At 70.9% G+C, this 12,328-nt stretch carries 12 protein-coding genes and 1 pseudogene; 10 read left to right on the plus strand and 3 right to left on the minus strand.

Features of this window, described 5'->3' with window-relative positions; translation table 11 throughout:
* The 4 genes from ACH4S9_RS45305 to ACH4S9_RS45320 form a co-directional block, all read left to right on the plus strand.
* Window positions 1-321: DNA-directed RNA polymerase subunit alpha C-terminal domain-containing protein (locus ACH4S9_RS45305; protein WP_037767076.1), on the plus strand; the 321-nt coding region annotated here is incomplete at its 5' end.
* A gap of 124 nt (window positions 322-445) precedes the next feature.
* The gene (rplQ, locus tag ACH4S9_RS45310; protein WP_398377436.1) at window positions 446-973 is read left to right on the plus strand and encodes a 50S ribosomal protein L17; all 528 of its coding nucleotides are present in this window, start codon (window positions 446-448) and stop codon (window positions 971-973) included.
* A gap of 82 nt (window positions 974-1,055) precedes the next feature.
* On the plus strand, window positions 1,056-1,937 hold the full coding sequence (gene truA, locus ACH4S9_RS45315) for a tRNA pseudouridine(38-40) synthase TruA (RefSeq protein ID WP_398377437.1): 882 nt from the start codon (window positions 1,056-1,058) through the stop codon (window positions 1,935-1,937).
* A 176-nt stretch (window positions 1,938-2,113) separates the two neighbouring features.
* The gene (locus ACH4S9_RS45320) at window positions 2,114-3,943 is read left to right on the plus strand and encodes a LamG domain-containing protein (RefSeq protein ID WP_358846561.1); all 1,830 of its coding nucleotides are present in this window, start codon (window positions 2,114-2,116) and stop codon (window positions 3,941-3,943) included.
* Here the strand turns inward: ACH4S9_RS45320 and ACH4S9_RS45325 are convergent.
* Window positions 3,918-6,020 carry a glycosyltransferase family 4 protein gene (locus tag ACH4S9_RS45325; protein ID WP_398377439.1) on the minus strand — a complete coding sequence of 701 codons (2,103 nt, stop codon included), beginning with the start codon at window positions 6,018-6,020 and terminating at the stop codon, window positions 3,918-3,920. The genes ACH4S9_RS45320 and ACH4S9_RS45325 overlap by 26 nt on opposite strands.
* Window positions 6,021-6,348: 328 nt before the next feature.
* Window positions 6,349-6,747 (minus strand): TetR family transcriptional regulator, encoded by a 399-nt coding sequence (locus ACH4S9_RS45330; protein WP_398377440.1) that lies wholly within the window; start codon window positions 6,745-6,747, stop codon window positions 6,349-6,351.
* Between ACH4S9_RS45330 and ACH4S9_RS45335 the strand changes: the two genes are divergently transcribed.
* Window positions 6,713-7,108 carry an ester cyclase gene (locus ACH4S9_RS45335; protein WP_398377441.1) on the plus strand — a complete coding sequence of 132 codons (396 nt, stop codon included), beginning with the start codon at window positions 6,713-6,715 and terminating at the stop codon, window positions 7,106-7,108. The genes ACH4S9_RS45330 and ACH4S9_RS45335 overlap by 35 nt on opposite strands.
* A 180-nt stretch (window positions 7,109-7,288) precedes the next feature.
* Window positions 7,289-8,047: a hypothetical protein gene (locus ACH4S9_RS45340; RefSeq protein WP_385348033.1), complete on the plus strand. Its 759-nt coding sequence runs from the start codon at window positions 7,289-7,291 to the stop codon at window positions 8,045-8,047.
* Window positions 8,048-8,120: 73 nt separating this feature from the next.
* On the opposite strand, the gene ACH4S9_RS45345 is transcribed toward ACH4S9_RS45340, so the two are convergent.
* Window positions 8,121-8,993 (minus strand): hypothetical protein, encoded by an 873-nt coding sequence (locus ACH4S9_RS45345; protein WP_398377443.1) that lies wholly within the window; start codon window positions 8,991-8,993, stop codon window positions 8,121-8,123.
* 72 nt (window positions 8,994-9,065) lie between these two features.
* On the opposite strand from ACH4S9_RS45345, the gene ACH4S9_RS45350 reads away from it, so the two are divergent.
* The 4 genes and pseudogenes from ACH4S9_RS45350 (at window position 9,066) to rpsI (ending at window position 12,307) form a co-directional block, all read left to right on the plus strand.
* Complete coding sequence (locus ACH4S9_RS45350; protein WP_358846567.1) at window positions 9,066-10,685, plus strand: ATP-binding cassette domain-containing protein; 1,620 nt, start codon at window positions 9,066-9,068, stop codon at window positions 10,683-10,685.
* Window positions 10,686-10,697: 12 nt separating this feature from the next.
* A pseudogene (locus ACH4S9_RS45355) lies at window positions 10,698-11,049 on the plus strand (ABC transporter ATP-binding protein); the annotation flags it as partial.
* A 269-nt stretch (window positions 11,050-11,318) separates the two neighbouring features.
* A complete protein-coding gene (gene rplM, locus ACH4S9_RS45360; protein ID WP_311726681.1) occupies window positions 11,319-11,762 on the plus strand; it encodes a 50S ribosomal protein L13 in 444 nt (147 codons plus the stop codon).
* Window positions 11,763-11,803: 41 nt separating this feature from the next.
* Complete coding sequence (gene rpsI / locus ACH4S9_RS45365) at window positions 11,804-12,307, plus strand: 30S ribosomal protein S9 (RefSeq protein WP_311726682.1); 504 nt, start codon at window positions 11,804-11,806, stop codon at window positions 12,305-12,307.
* Window positions 12,308-12,328 lie beyond the last annotated feature (21 nt).

A 12,328-nucleotide genomic window follows, 5' to 3' on the forward strand; every position in this document is an offset into this window, starting at 1 on the left:
GGCCCGTCCCCGACGGACGCCGCCCTGGCCGCCGACCTGGCGCTGCCGATCGAGGAGCTCGAGCTCACCGTCCGCTCGTACAACTGCCTCAAGCGCGAGGGCATCCACTCCGTGGGTGAGCTCGTGGCGCGGTCCGAGGCGGACCTGCTCGACATCCGTAACTTCGGCGCCAAGTCGATCGACGAGGTCAAGGCGAAGCTGGCCGGCATGGGCCTGGCCCTCAAGGACAGCCCGCCCGGGTTCGACCCGACCGCCGCCGCCGACGCCTTCGGCGCCGACGACGACGCGGACGCCGGTTTCGTGGAGACCGAGCAGTACTGAACCACTGGGCCCCGGGCTCTGAGCCCGGGGCCCTCGGTTCTGCCCAGAACTTCCGGCGGGCGCTCGCCCGTCGGTGACTGACACCGGTACCTCATACGGCCGGTGCAGACCCAAGGAGAAACACATGCCGAGGCCCACCAAGGGCGCCCGTATGGGCGGCAGCGCTGCGCACGAGCGGCTCATGCTGGCGAACCTCGCCACCTCGCTGTTCGAGCACGGCCGCATCAAGACCACCGAGGCGAAGGCCCGCCGTCTGCGCCCGGTCGCGGAGAAGCTGATCACCAAGGCGAAGAAGGGCGACCTTCACAACCGCCGTCTGGTGCTCCAGACCATCCGTGACAAGAGCGTCGTGCACACTCTCTTCACCGAGATCGGCCCGCGCTACGAGAACCGGCCGGGTGGCTACACCCGCATCACCAAGATCGGTAACCGTCGTGGCGACAACGCGCCCATGGCGATCATCGAGCTGGTCGAGGCGCTGACCGTGCAGCAGCAGGCTGTCGGCGAGGCCGAGGCCGCCACCAAGCGCACCGCGAAGGACGCTGCCGGCGACCAGGCGCTCGAGGGCCTGAAGAAGGACGAGGCCGCCGAGGCCGCCGAGGCCCCGGCGGAGGCCGCTGAGGCCGAGGAGTCCAAGGACAAGGACGCCTGAGCGTCGTTCTGACGGCTTGAGGTGACGGGCCCGCTCCCAGCGACTTGGGGGCGGGCCCGTCCTGCATGGAGAGGATTTCCGGGTGACGGACGAGGCGCCCGAAGGCTACGTACGCGTCCGGCTGGACCTGTCGTACGACGGCACCGACTTCTCGGGCTGGGCCAAGCAGCGCGGCCGGGACACGGTGCGCACCGTGCAGGGCGAGCTGGAGAGTGCCCTCCAGGTCGTCATGCGCATGCAGGACCCCGTGGAGCTGACCGTCGCCGGCCGCACCGACGCGGGCGTGCACGCGCGCGGCCAGGTCGCCCATGTCGACCTCCCGGAGCCCGTCTGGGCCGAACACCGCGAGAAGCTGCTGCGCCGCCTGGCCGGCCGGCTCCCGCACGACATACGCGTCTGGTCCGTGGCGGAGGCCCCGCCCGGCTTCAACGCCCGCTTCTCCGCCATCTGGCGCCGCTACGCCTACCGCGTCGTCGACCACCCCGGCGGCGTCGACCCGCTGCTGCGCGGGCATGTGCTGTGGCACGACTGGCCGCTGGACGTGGACGCCATGAACGAGGCCGCGCAGCAGCTCCTCGGAGAGCACGACTTCGCGGCGTACTGCAAGAAGCGCGACGGCGCCACCACCATCCGCACCCTCCAGCACCTCAGCTGGGAGCGCGGCCCCGACGGCATCATCACGGCGACCGTCCGGGCCGACGCCTTCTGCCACAACATGGTCCGTTCCCTGGTCGGCGCCCTCCTCTTCGTCGGCGACGGCCACCGCCCGCCGGACTGGCCCGCCAAGGTCCTCGCCGCCGGAGTCCGCGACTCCGCGGTCCATGTCGTCCGCCCCCACGGCCTGACCCTCGAACAGGTCGGCTACCCTGCCGACGACCAACTCGCCGCCCGCAACCGCGAGGCCCGCAACAGGCGTTCGCTGCCGCTGGTGGGTCCGACGGCGGCGGGGGCGGGCTGCTGCTGAGGCTCAGCGGCTCTGTTGGCCCGTTAGCGTCTTGTATGGGCACGCCTGTTCGGGGAAGTCTCCCTTGAGTCAGATGATCTCATCACAAGGGGTGGGGAATGCGACAGCGAGACGGAAGAGACGGCCACGGACTCAGACGCTGGGCGCGGGCCGGGTCGGTGACGGCGGCTCTGACCATGCTGGTCGCAGTGGGGGTGGCGGACTTGCCGGCCGGGCTGCCGTTCGGTGCGACTTCGGCCGCCGCGGCGGAGATCCAGCCGGTGGCCATCACCTCGGACCGGTATCCGGACGACGAGCAGTGGTATGACGGCGCGGGAGAGTACGGCAGCTTCACGCTCGACGCCGCCTCCCCTGACGCGGTGAAGTACCAGTACGAACTGACCGGTCAGGGCCGGGCGACCCTAACCCCGTCTGTTCCTGGCGGTCCTGTGACCTTTCGTTTCATGCCGGAGAGCGCAGGTGTGTATCACCTGTCCGTGAGGGCGTACGACAGCGAAGGTTCCACCGTGGGGACGGGCACTTCCTGGTTCCAGGTCGCCTCGGGACGGGCTCCCAAGGCCGCGTGGCGGCTGGACGACCCCGAAGGTTCGGAGCGGGCCCAGGGCAGCGGATCCGCCCCGTCGGCCACGGCCGGGCCGGGCGTGACGTTCGGGCGGCCGGGCCACGGCTGGAACACCGGTACCGCGGCGGCCCTGGACGGCACGAGCGGCGCGTACCTGGACGCGGGTGGGTCGGCACTCGACACGCGCAAGGCGTTCGCAGTGGGGGCCTGGGTGTATCTGCCCGATCGGCCGTCCCGCTCGATGACCGTGGTCAGCCAGGATGGCACCGACGGGCCCGCCTTCGCCCTGGGATATGACGATGAGGCAGGTGCCTGGGCCTTTCGCGCGTCGCCAGCCGAGGGCGGGTCCTTGTCTTGGGCGGTGTCGGGTGGCGCCGCGCCGCGGCAGAGCTGGATCCACCTCCTGGGGGTGTACGACGTCGAAGCGGGCAGCCTCCGGCTGTATGTGAACGGGCGTCTGGTGAAGGAGGACATCCGGCCTGGCCGCACGGTGGCCGGCGGTACCGGCGGTTTGCAGATCGGGCGCGAGGCATCCCCCTCCGGGTACACCGGCCGGCTGCGGGGGACCGTGGCGGATGTGCGGGCGTACGACCGTGTCGTCCCGGTGCCCGAGGCCGAGGAGCTGGGCACCGTGAAGCCGCATCAGGTCGCTTACTGGTCCCTCGAATCCGCCACCGGCGGCGTCGCCCCCGATATGGATCCGAAGCGACCGGACGAGTCGGCGGGAACGGGGATTTCACTGCGCGGCGGCGCGTCGATCTACACCCCGGCGGATCCCGGGTGTGACCCCGGCATGGACCCGGACTGCGTGGTCGATCCGAACGCCTACGCCCTCAGCGGCAACGGGCACCTGGCTTTGAATGGCACGAGCGCGTTCGCCGACCGGGCTGCCGGGCTGCTGGCGTCCGAGGACAGTTTCTCGATCACCGCACGAGCCCGGCTGTCGTCCTTGGACACGGCAGGGAACCACACGGTCCTGAGTCTTTCCGGCCAATTCGCCCGGGCCGCGGTGGTGCGTTACTCGCCCTTCACGCAGAGGTGGGAGCTCGCGGTGACGAGTCGGGACGACAGCGGTGCCGCGGTCAGCACGGCCCGGGCCGTGGGCACATACCCCAGCGACGAGAACTTCGGCGATCACCTGGCGCTGGTGTACGACGCGACGGCCCGCGAGGTTCGGCTATATGTCAATGGCGAACTGGCCGGCGCGGAGACCATGTGGGTCAACTCCTGGGACCTCTCCACGACGCGCCTCGATGTCGGCCGGTCGGCGACCGGCTCCGACGCGGCCGACTACTTCTCCGGGGCCGTCGACGAGGTGCGGGTCTTCCAGGGGGCGCTCGGGGAGGAAGCGGTGTCGATGCTCTCCCTCCTTGTGTCCGGCTCGAGCCTGCCCGAACCCGGCGACTCCACCTCCGGACTCACTTCCCGGGGCTCGGGCACGTGACAGCCAGGTTGTTGGCCTTCGTGAGGTAAGGGCGGATGCCGTCGGTGGACGGGTAGAGGTCCGTCTTGTTGCGGTCGACGATGTCGCCCATGATCCGGCCGACGCGGAGCGGGCTGATGTCGGCCGGGGCTGGGGTGTCCGGGGTGAGACGGAGCGTCAGGTCCCAGACCGGGGCCTTGGGTGATTCCGTGTGGGCCTCGCGGATCCGGTCGTACGGGATGGTGGCGCGGAACTCGGCCGGGCCGAGGGCCGTGACGGGGACGGTGAAGGGGCGGGACGGGCCGCCGCGGGGGACGGCCAGGACGGTGGGGGTCGCGCCCGCGGGGAAGGCGGTGCCGTGCAGGGTGCCGGCCACGTTGAGCGCCTCGGCGTCGGCGTGGATGGTCCGGGCCTCGGCGTGGGCCCGGCGGTGCCAGGTGCGCAGGGCGAGATGGCCGCCCACGGTGCGGTACGGGATCCACCAGGAGAACGGGGCGTCGGGCGACGGATCTTCCAGGTCCAGCAGGCCGCGCCCCTCCGCGAAGCGGCAGACCACCCGGCGGCGGGCGCCGTCGCCGGGGCGTAGGACATGCAGGTCCCAGCGCCCCTCCGCGAGGGTGAGGGCGCGGCGGTCGAGCAGCGCGGTCCAGGGGGCGTCGTCGGTGGCGGGGGGACGCAGGGGCAGGGTGAGGGGGGCGGCCCCCTGGCCGTCGTGATCGTCGCGGCGGGTGAGGGTGAGCGCGAGGTCGGTGCCGCGTACGTCCGTGCGGTCGATCAGGACGGTCAGGTTGCCGTCCGCGTCGACGCGGCAGGAGGCGCTGGGGCGCAGCGGCTTGCGGATCAGCTGCTTGACCGCGCCCTTGAGTGCGGTCTTCAGGGGCGTCCCCGGGGTGGCGAGCCCTCGCAGCGGACGGCGTCCGCGCCGGGTCGCGGGGGCGGACGTGCCGCGTGCCTCGTAGAGCTGCGTGAACAGTTGCTCGTACGCCTCCGCCACGCGCTCAGGCGCGTACCGCTGGGCGGCTGTGCGGGCTGCCGCGCCCATGGTGCGGCGCAGTTCGTCGTCCTCGATCAGGCTCAGCAGCCCCTTGGCGATGGCGTCGCTGTCGCCGACGGGGACGAGGAGGCCGTCCTGGCCGTGGGTGATGATCTCGCCGGGCCCGTGGGGGCAGTCGGTGGCGACGACGGGCACGCCGCAGTGCATGGCCTCCACGATCGTCATGCCGAAGGACTCCTCGCGCGAGGTGACGGCGGCGATGGAGCCCTTGGCCCACTCGGTTTCGATGGGGGAGTGCGCGCCCATGAGCGTGACGTGGTCGGCCAGGCCGAGTTCGTCGATCCGGCGGCGGAGGATCGGCTGCTGGGGGCCGCGGCCGTAGAGGCGCAAGTGCCAGTCGGGGTGTTTGGCGGCGACCGTCGCCCAGGCCTCCACCAGCAGGTCGTACCGCTTGACGGGGATGAGCCGGCCGGCCGCCACGACCAGCTTCGCCGAGCCGTCGGAGGGCTCGACCTCGGTGGCGGGGACCCCGTTGGGCAGCCCGACGATACGGGTGGCCACGCCGGGCAGATGGGCGCGGTGCGTCGCCGCGTCGGCCTCCGAGACGGTGGTGTACGCGTCCAGGCGGGCGATGGCGGCGTCGCAGGCGGCGCGGAGGGTGGCCTCGTGGGTGCCGTAGATCCGGTGTTCCTGCCCGATCCGCAGACAGCGGCCTGCCTGCCCGAACTCGGCGAGGTAGATCACGAGTCCGGGGCGGGTCGCGATGACCACGTCGGCGTCGGTGTCCGCGAGATAGGCGGCGATGCGCTGGTCGGTCAGGGCGTTGAAGTTCGTGGTGCCCTTGGCCTCGGCGGCGGGGATGTGCGCGGTGGGGCGGGTGAGCAGGGGGTCGTCCGCGTCGCTCGTCTCCGCGTCCGGGCGCCGGTCGATCAGCGGGGTGATGCGGACGGCGGGGTGGAGGGGGAGGCTGGGCGCGTCGTGGGTCCGCATGACGGTGACGATCTCAACGGTGTGGCGGGCGGCGAGCGCGCTTGCCATGTTGAAGGTCGTGCGGATGGTGCCGCCTATGCCGTACGCGTTGTGCAGCAGGAATGAGATCTTCATGGTGATGTAGGCGCGGCCTGGGCGGACCGTCGCGCCGCTGCCTCCCGTTCAGCTTCACGTAATGCGCTCAACTCACAAACCACTCTGAAATACGCCCACATGAGCCCGGTATGGGGCCGGTATGGGTTCGGTAAGCATCGATCGGTCGGTAAGACCGTTGGACGCGGGAAAGGTTGCTTATGCGGCAGGTGATATGCGATGCCCCACATCTGGGCCATCCGATACAACCTTCCGCGGGGGTCGGGTGTCGCGGCCATCTCAACGGGAGGGGCGCGGGGCGCGTTGATGCAGCCTCGTGCGGATCCGATGGACCCCGCCCGCCGCCGGCTCAGTGAAGAGTGGCGATCGCCGTGCGGCAGAGGACGCTCTCGGCCTGATCCCACGACCAGCCGTTCTCGACCACCAAGGTGCGCCAGCCGGTGGGGCCGAACCAGAACCACAGCAGGCCGGCCGTCTCCTCCACGGTGCGGGAGGGTGCCGGAGCGAGCGTGTGCAGGTGAGGGGCGGCGGCGATGAGTGCGTCCCGGTACGCGGCGGTGGCGCGCGCGGCGACACCGGCCGCTGAGGCGATGTCCGCGACCGTGACTCGGCCATAGCCGCGCTCGGCGAAGAGCTCTGTGGCCTGCCGGAGGATCAGCGCACGCGTCTGCGCGACTCCGGGGCCGTCTGGGGTCCTCGCCTCGGGCGCGTGGATGCGGTCGGCCTTCAGCGACCTGCGCTTCCCCATCCTCGGCACGGCCCGCGACGATGACCAGGTCTGGGTGCGGCTGCGCATGCGGGGTCGTCATACGGGCCCCTTCGTCCGCTTCCGTGAGGGCGCCCTCGACCAGGCAATACCCCCTACCGGGCGCGAGATCGACTTTGAACAGATCCATGTGCTCGGCCTGCGCGACGGCAAGGTGGCCGTGCACGAGGCGGTGCGCGACGATGTCGCCATGCTCGGGCAACTCGGCATCTTTCCGCCGACGCCGGCGATCGCGGTACGCATGCTCACCTGGCGAGTGACCGGACGAGCCGCCCGCGCGGCCGCACACGTCACGGCACAGGCAGCCGACGCGGCCGCCCTTCTTGCCCCCGCGCCGGCGTGAGGGGTTCCCGGCCCCGCCGCTGGACGGCATGTTGGGCCGTTGTGATCTCGTGATCAGGCGAGGGGCAACCTTTTCGGCGATACCTGATCGTCATGGAAACCGCTGTTCGAACGCGCGCAACCCGTTGTTTGATGACCCCAACCGCGATCGCGGGAGAATCAACAAAGGGTGGACAAAAAAGTGAGTAAGTCTGTGTCGCGCGTCGTGCTGGCGGTCACGGCCGTGGCGGCGCTGGGGTTGGTGACCGCGTGCAGCGGCGACTCCGACGGGGACAAGAAGTCCGACAAGTCGTCAGAGCAGACGGCGGGGAAGACGCCGGGCGGCGACAAGGCGGTCGCGGCGCCGCTCGCGAAGGCCGACTTGGAGAAGGCCGTGATCGTGAAGGCCGACGTCAAGGGCTTCGAGGTCGAGAAGATGACGGACAAGGAGTACGCCGACGGCGGAGCGGCCAAGGCCGCGAAGGCCGAGTGCCAGCCGCTGGCGCAGATGATGGGGGCCGAGCAGAACCCGGTGCCGAAGGCCTCGGCGTACGCGACGTTCGCCTCCGGCACCCCGGGCGGCGACGACGCGGATCTGGGCCTCACGGGCATGATCCGGGTGTCCTCGTACGCGGAGGCCGGCGCCGAGCAGACCATCTCGGACCTGCGGGGCGCCCTCAAGGCCTGCGCCGGTGGGTTCAAGGCGACCGACGGGTCCGGCGACAAGGCGGACGTCTCGAAGGTGGAGACGCTGACCGCGCCGAAGCTCGGCGACGAGGCGCTGGCCTACACGGTGACCGACAAGCAGGAGGGCGCCGCCGTGAAGTTCACCGTCGTGCGCTCGGGCACGCACCTGTCCGTGTTCTTCGGCGTCAACATCGCGAACCCCGCCAAGTCCGAGATCCCGGAGGCCGTGGTCTCGGCGCAGGTCGCCAAGTTGGAGAAGGCCCTGAAGGCCTGAAGCCCCTGACGGGTTGATGTGACGCCCCGCCCGACCCCGGCTGCGGAGACCGGGGTCGGGCGGGTGCGCGGTGTCAGTTGGAGGCCGTCGCCGCCGCCGACGCCTGCTGGTTGCCGCGCTCCAGGATGCGGCGGAAGGCGTAGTCCGCGATATCGCGCCCCGCCTCCAGCGCCTTGGTGTCGGAGGAGGCCACATCCGCGCCGGAGGTGTATCCGGCGATGGTGAAGTAGGCGTAGCGGCCGATGGCGTTGGCCGAGGCGCGGCAGTCCGCCTGGCGGCAGAAGGCGGGCACGCCGCCGCCCGACAGGGACGCCACATTGGGCCCCGCCTGCTCCTTCGCCCGCTCCGCCGCCGCCTTGGTGTCGAAGACGGCGATTCCGACGGTGACCGCGACCCCGTCCTTCGAGTACGTCGCGCGGAAGAGTTGGCGGCAGCCGTTGCCGGTGAGGGCGGGGACCAGGCTGCCCTGGGCCGCCGTGGCACAGCTCTTGGTGGCCGCGGTGGAGCCCTTGGCGTACTCGCGGCCGTTCCCCACGGCCTTCTTGTCGGGGAAGAGAGTGCCGGTGCTGATGGGCGCCTTGTCCCGCTGCGCGCTGGAGAGGATGTCCAGCGGCTTCGGCGGGGCCGGCGGGGCGACGTCGGAGAACGTCGGCTCGGGGGTCGGGGACTCGCTCGGCAGGTCCTGGGGCGCGGGCAGCTGACTGGCCGACTTGTCGGACTTGTTGGCGGATTTGCCCTTGTCGCCGCTGCTGATCACGGCCGTGGCCACGATCGCCCCGACGGCGGCCGTCGCGAGCACCCCGCCGCCGATGAACAGCAGCTTGCGGCGGCGGCCGCGCCTGGCGCTGTCGTCGGCCAGCGCCGCCCAGTCCGGCGTCGGCGGCTGAGCACCCCCGGGCCCGTAGCCTCCCCCGGGCCCATAAGGCCCCCCTTGCCCAAAGCTCATGGCGCGCATCTTAATCCGCGCAAGTGTTAAACCGGTTGGTCCGGTACGCGCCCGGAGGTCACAATCCGGTCCATGGGACATGTGGAGGCAGGGCATCTCGAGTACTACCTCCCGGACGGACGGGTGCTGCTCGGGGATGTGTCGTTCCGGGTCGGCGAGGGCGCCGCGGTGGCGCTGGTGGGGGCCAACGGCGCCGGGAAGACCACGCTGCTGCGGCTGATCGCGGGGGAGCTCAAGCCGCACGGCGGCTCGGTGACGGTCAGCGGCGGGCTCGGCGTGATGCCGCAGTTCGTCGGGTCCGTGCGGGACGACCGGACGGTGCGGGACCTGCTGGTCTCGGTCGCGCGGCCGGGTATCCGGAAGGCCGCCGAGGCGGTGGACGAGGCCGAGCACGCGATCATGACCCGGGACGACGAGCCCGCGCAGATGCAATATGCCCAGGCGCTCAGCGACTGGGCCGAGGCCGGCGGGTACGAGGCCGAGACGGTGTGGGACATGTGCACCATGGCCGCGCTCGGCGTTCCGTACGAGCGGGCGCAGTGGCGCCAGGTGCGGACCCTGTCGGGCGGCGAGCAGAAGCGGCTGGTGCTGGAGTCGCTGCTGCGCGGCGCCGACGAGGTGCTGCTGCTGGACGAGCCGGACAACTACCTCGACGTCCCCGGCAAGCGCTGGCTGGAGGAGCGGCTGCGGGAGACCAAGAAGACGGTGCTGTTCGTCTCCCACGACCGGGAGCTGCTGGCCCGCTCCGCCGAGAAGATCATCAGCGTGGAGCCGGGCCCGGCGGGCAGCGACGTCTGGGTGCACGGCGGCGGCTTCGCCACGTACCACCAGGCCCGCAAGGAGCGCTTCGCCCGCTTCGAGGAGCTGCGGCGGCGCTGGGACGAGGAGCACGCCAAGCTCCGGCAGCTGATGCTCACCTTCAAGCAGAAGGCGGCGTACAACTCCGACATGGCCAGCCGCTACCAGGCGGCGAAGACCCGGCTGCGGAAGTTCGAGGAGGCCGGCCCGCCGCAGGAGCCGCCGCGCGAGCAGGACATCCGGATGCGGCTGAAGGGCGGCCGCACCGGCGTGCGCGCGGTGACCTGCCAGGGGCTGGAGCTCACCGGCCTGATGAAACCGTTCGACCTGGAGGTCTTCTACGGCGAGCGGGTGGCCGTGCTCGGCAGCAACGGATCGGGCAAGTCCCACTTCCTGCGGCTCCTGGCGGGGGACGAGGTCGGCCACACGGGCGCGTGGAAGCTGGGGGCGCGGGTGGTGCCCGGCCACTTCGCGCAGACCCACGCCCACCCCGAGCTGGACGGACGCCCCCTCGTCGACATCCTGTGGACCGAGCACGCCAAGGACCGGGGCGGCGCGATGAGCGCGCTGCGCCGCTATGAGCTGGAGCGCCAGGGCGACCAGCGCTTCGACAAGCTGTCCGGCGGGCAGCAGGCGCGCTTCCAGATTCTGCTGCTGGAGCTCGCGGGCGCCACCGCGCTGCTGCTGGACGAGCCGACGGACAACCTGGACCTGGAGAGCGCGGAGGCGCTCCAGGAGGGGCTCGAGCGGTACGAGGGGACGGTGCTGGCTGTCACGCACGACCGCTGGTTCGCCAGGTCCTTCGACCGCTTCCTGGTCTTCGGGGCGGACGGGGTGGTGCGGGAGGCGTCGGAGCCGGTCTGGGACGAGGGGCGGGTGGCGCGCAAGCGGTGAGCCGCGGTGTGCCGCTATGAGCTGGAGCGCCAGGGCGATCAGCGCTTCGGCAAGCTGTCGGGCGGGCAGCAGGGGCACGGGGGTCTGGGGGTGTCCCCCAGAAGGAAGGGGTCAGATTCTGCTGCTGGAGCTCGCGGGCGCCACCGCGCTGCTGCTGGACGAGCCGACGGACAACCTGGACCTGGAGAGCGCGGAGGCGCTCCAGGAGGGGCTCGAGCGGTACGAGGGGACGGTGCTGGCTGTCACGCACGACCGCTGGTTCGCCAGGTCCTTCGACCGTTTCCTGGTCTTCGGGGCGGACGGGGTGGTGCGGGAGGCGTCGGAGCCGGTCTGGGACGAGGGGCGGGTGGCCCGTAAGAGGTGAGTGGTGCGGTGGCGGCCGGGGGTGTTTTGACCCGTGCGGGGGCGGGCCGGTATTCTGCCAGTTCGTTATGCGTATTGGCTTGCTCGTTCTCACGTGAGAGGCCGTTACGCCGGTCCACCGGGCCGATGACCAGCGGCAGGCACTCGGTTTGCGTCACCGATGTGCGGCCAAGGCTGTCGTGATCGTCCGGGTGGCCTTGTTCGGACCCATCCCCTCGGTCCTGGCGGACCTGGGGAGACCCCATCACTGAAGAAGCGAAGGCAACGACCGTGCGTACGTTCAGCCCCAAGCCCGGCGACGTCCAGCGTCAGTGGCACGTCATCGACGCCACCGACGTCGTCCTGGGCCGCCTGGCCTCTCAGGCAGCCACCCTTCTGCGGGGGAAGCACAAGCCGGTGTACGCGCCGCATGTCGACACTGGTGACTTCGTCATCATCATCAACGCCGACAAGGTGCACCTCTCCGGCAACAAGCGGACCCAGAAGATGGCGTACCGCCACTCCGGCTACCCGGGTGGTCTGCGCTCCATCCGCTACGACGAGCTGCTGGACAAGGCTCCGGAGAAGGCCGTCGAGAAGGCCATCAAGGGCATGCTCCCCAAGAACACCCTGGGCCGTCAGATGCTCTCGAAGCTGAAGGTCTACGCGGGTGACCAGCACCCGCACGGCGCTCAGCAGCCGGTCCCGTTCGAGATCACCCAGGTCGCGCAGTAGTCCCGGCCACCCCCTAAGACGAAAAGAATCTGAGGAGCATCGTGGCCGAGACCACCGCCGAGACCCCCCTCGACGTCGAGGAGTACACCACCGAGAGCGTGGAGACGATCGAGTCGGAGTACACCTCCGAGTCGCTCGCTTCCCGCTTCGGCGAGCCGCAGCCGGCCGCCGGCACCGGGCGCCGCAAGAACGCCATCGCCCGCGTCCGCATCGTGCCGGGCAGCGGCCAGTGGAAGATCAACGGTCGCACCCTTGAGGACTACTTCCCCAACAAGGTGCACCAGCAGGAAGTCAACGAGCCCTTCAAGGTGCTCGAGCTGGACGACCGCTACGACGTTGTCGCCCGCATCTCGGGTGGCGGCGTCTCCGGTCAGGCCGGTGCGCTGCGCCTGGGCATCGCCCGCGCGCTGAACGAGGCGGACGTGGACAACAACCGCGGCCCGCTGAAGAAGGCCGGCTTCCTGACCCGTGACGACCGCGCCACCGAGCGTAAGAAGGCCGGTCTGAAGAAGGCCCGCAAGGCGCCGCAGTACAGCAAGCGCTAATCGCGGCTTCGCTGCTCATGC

The sequence above is a fragment of the Streptomyces sp. NPDC021225 genome, assembly GCF_044332865.1.
Classification (GTDB): Bacteria; Actinomycetota; Actinomycetes; order Streptomycetales; family Streptomycetaceae; genus Streptomyces.

Excerpts from the sequence above, each read along its gene's own strand:
- rplQ (WP_398377436.1), top strand. The coding sequence starts at position 446 with ATGCCGAGGCCCACCAAGGGCGCCCGTATGGGCGGCAGCGCTGCGCAC.
- ACH4S9_RS45320 (WP_358846561.1), top strand. The coding sequence starts at position 2,114 with ATGCTGGTCGCAGTGGGGGTGGCGGACTTGCCGGCCGGGCTGCCGTTC.
- ACH4S9_RS45325 (WP_398377439.1), bottom strand. The coding sequence starts at position 6,020 with ATGAAGATCTCATTCCTGCTGCACAACGCGTACGGCATAGGCGGCACC.
- ACH4S9_RS45335 (WP_398377441.1), top strand. The coding sequence starts at position 6,713 with ATGCGGTCGGCCTTCAGCGACCTGCGCTTCCCCATCCTCGGCACGGCC.
- ACH4S9_RS45330 (WP_398377440.1), bottom strand. The coding sequence starts at position 6,747 with ATGGGGAAGCGCAGGTCGCTGAAGGCCGACCGCATCCACGCGCCCGAG.
- ACH4S9_RS45345 (WP_398377443.1), bottom strand. The coding sequence starts at position 8,993 with ATGAGCTTTGGGCAAGGGGGGCCTTATGGGCCCGGGGGAGGCTACGGG.
- ACH4S9_RS45350 (WP_358846567.1), top strand. The coding sequence starts at position 9,066 with ATGGGACATGTGGAGGCAGGGCATCTCGAGTACTACCTCCCGGACGGA.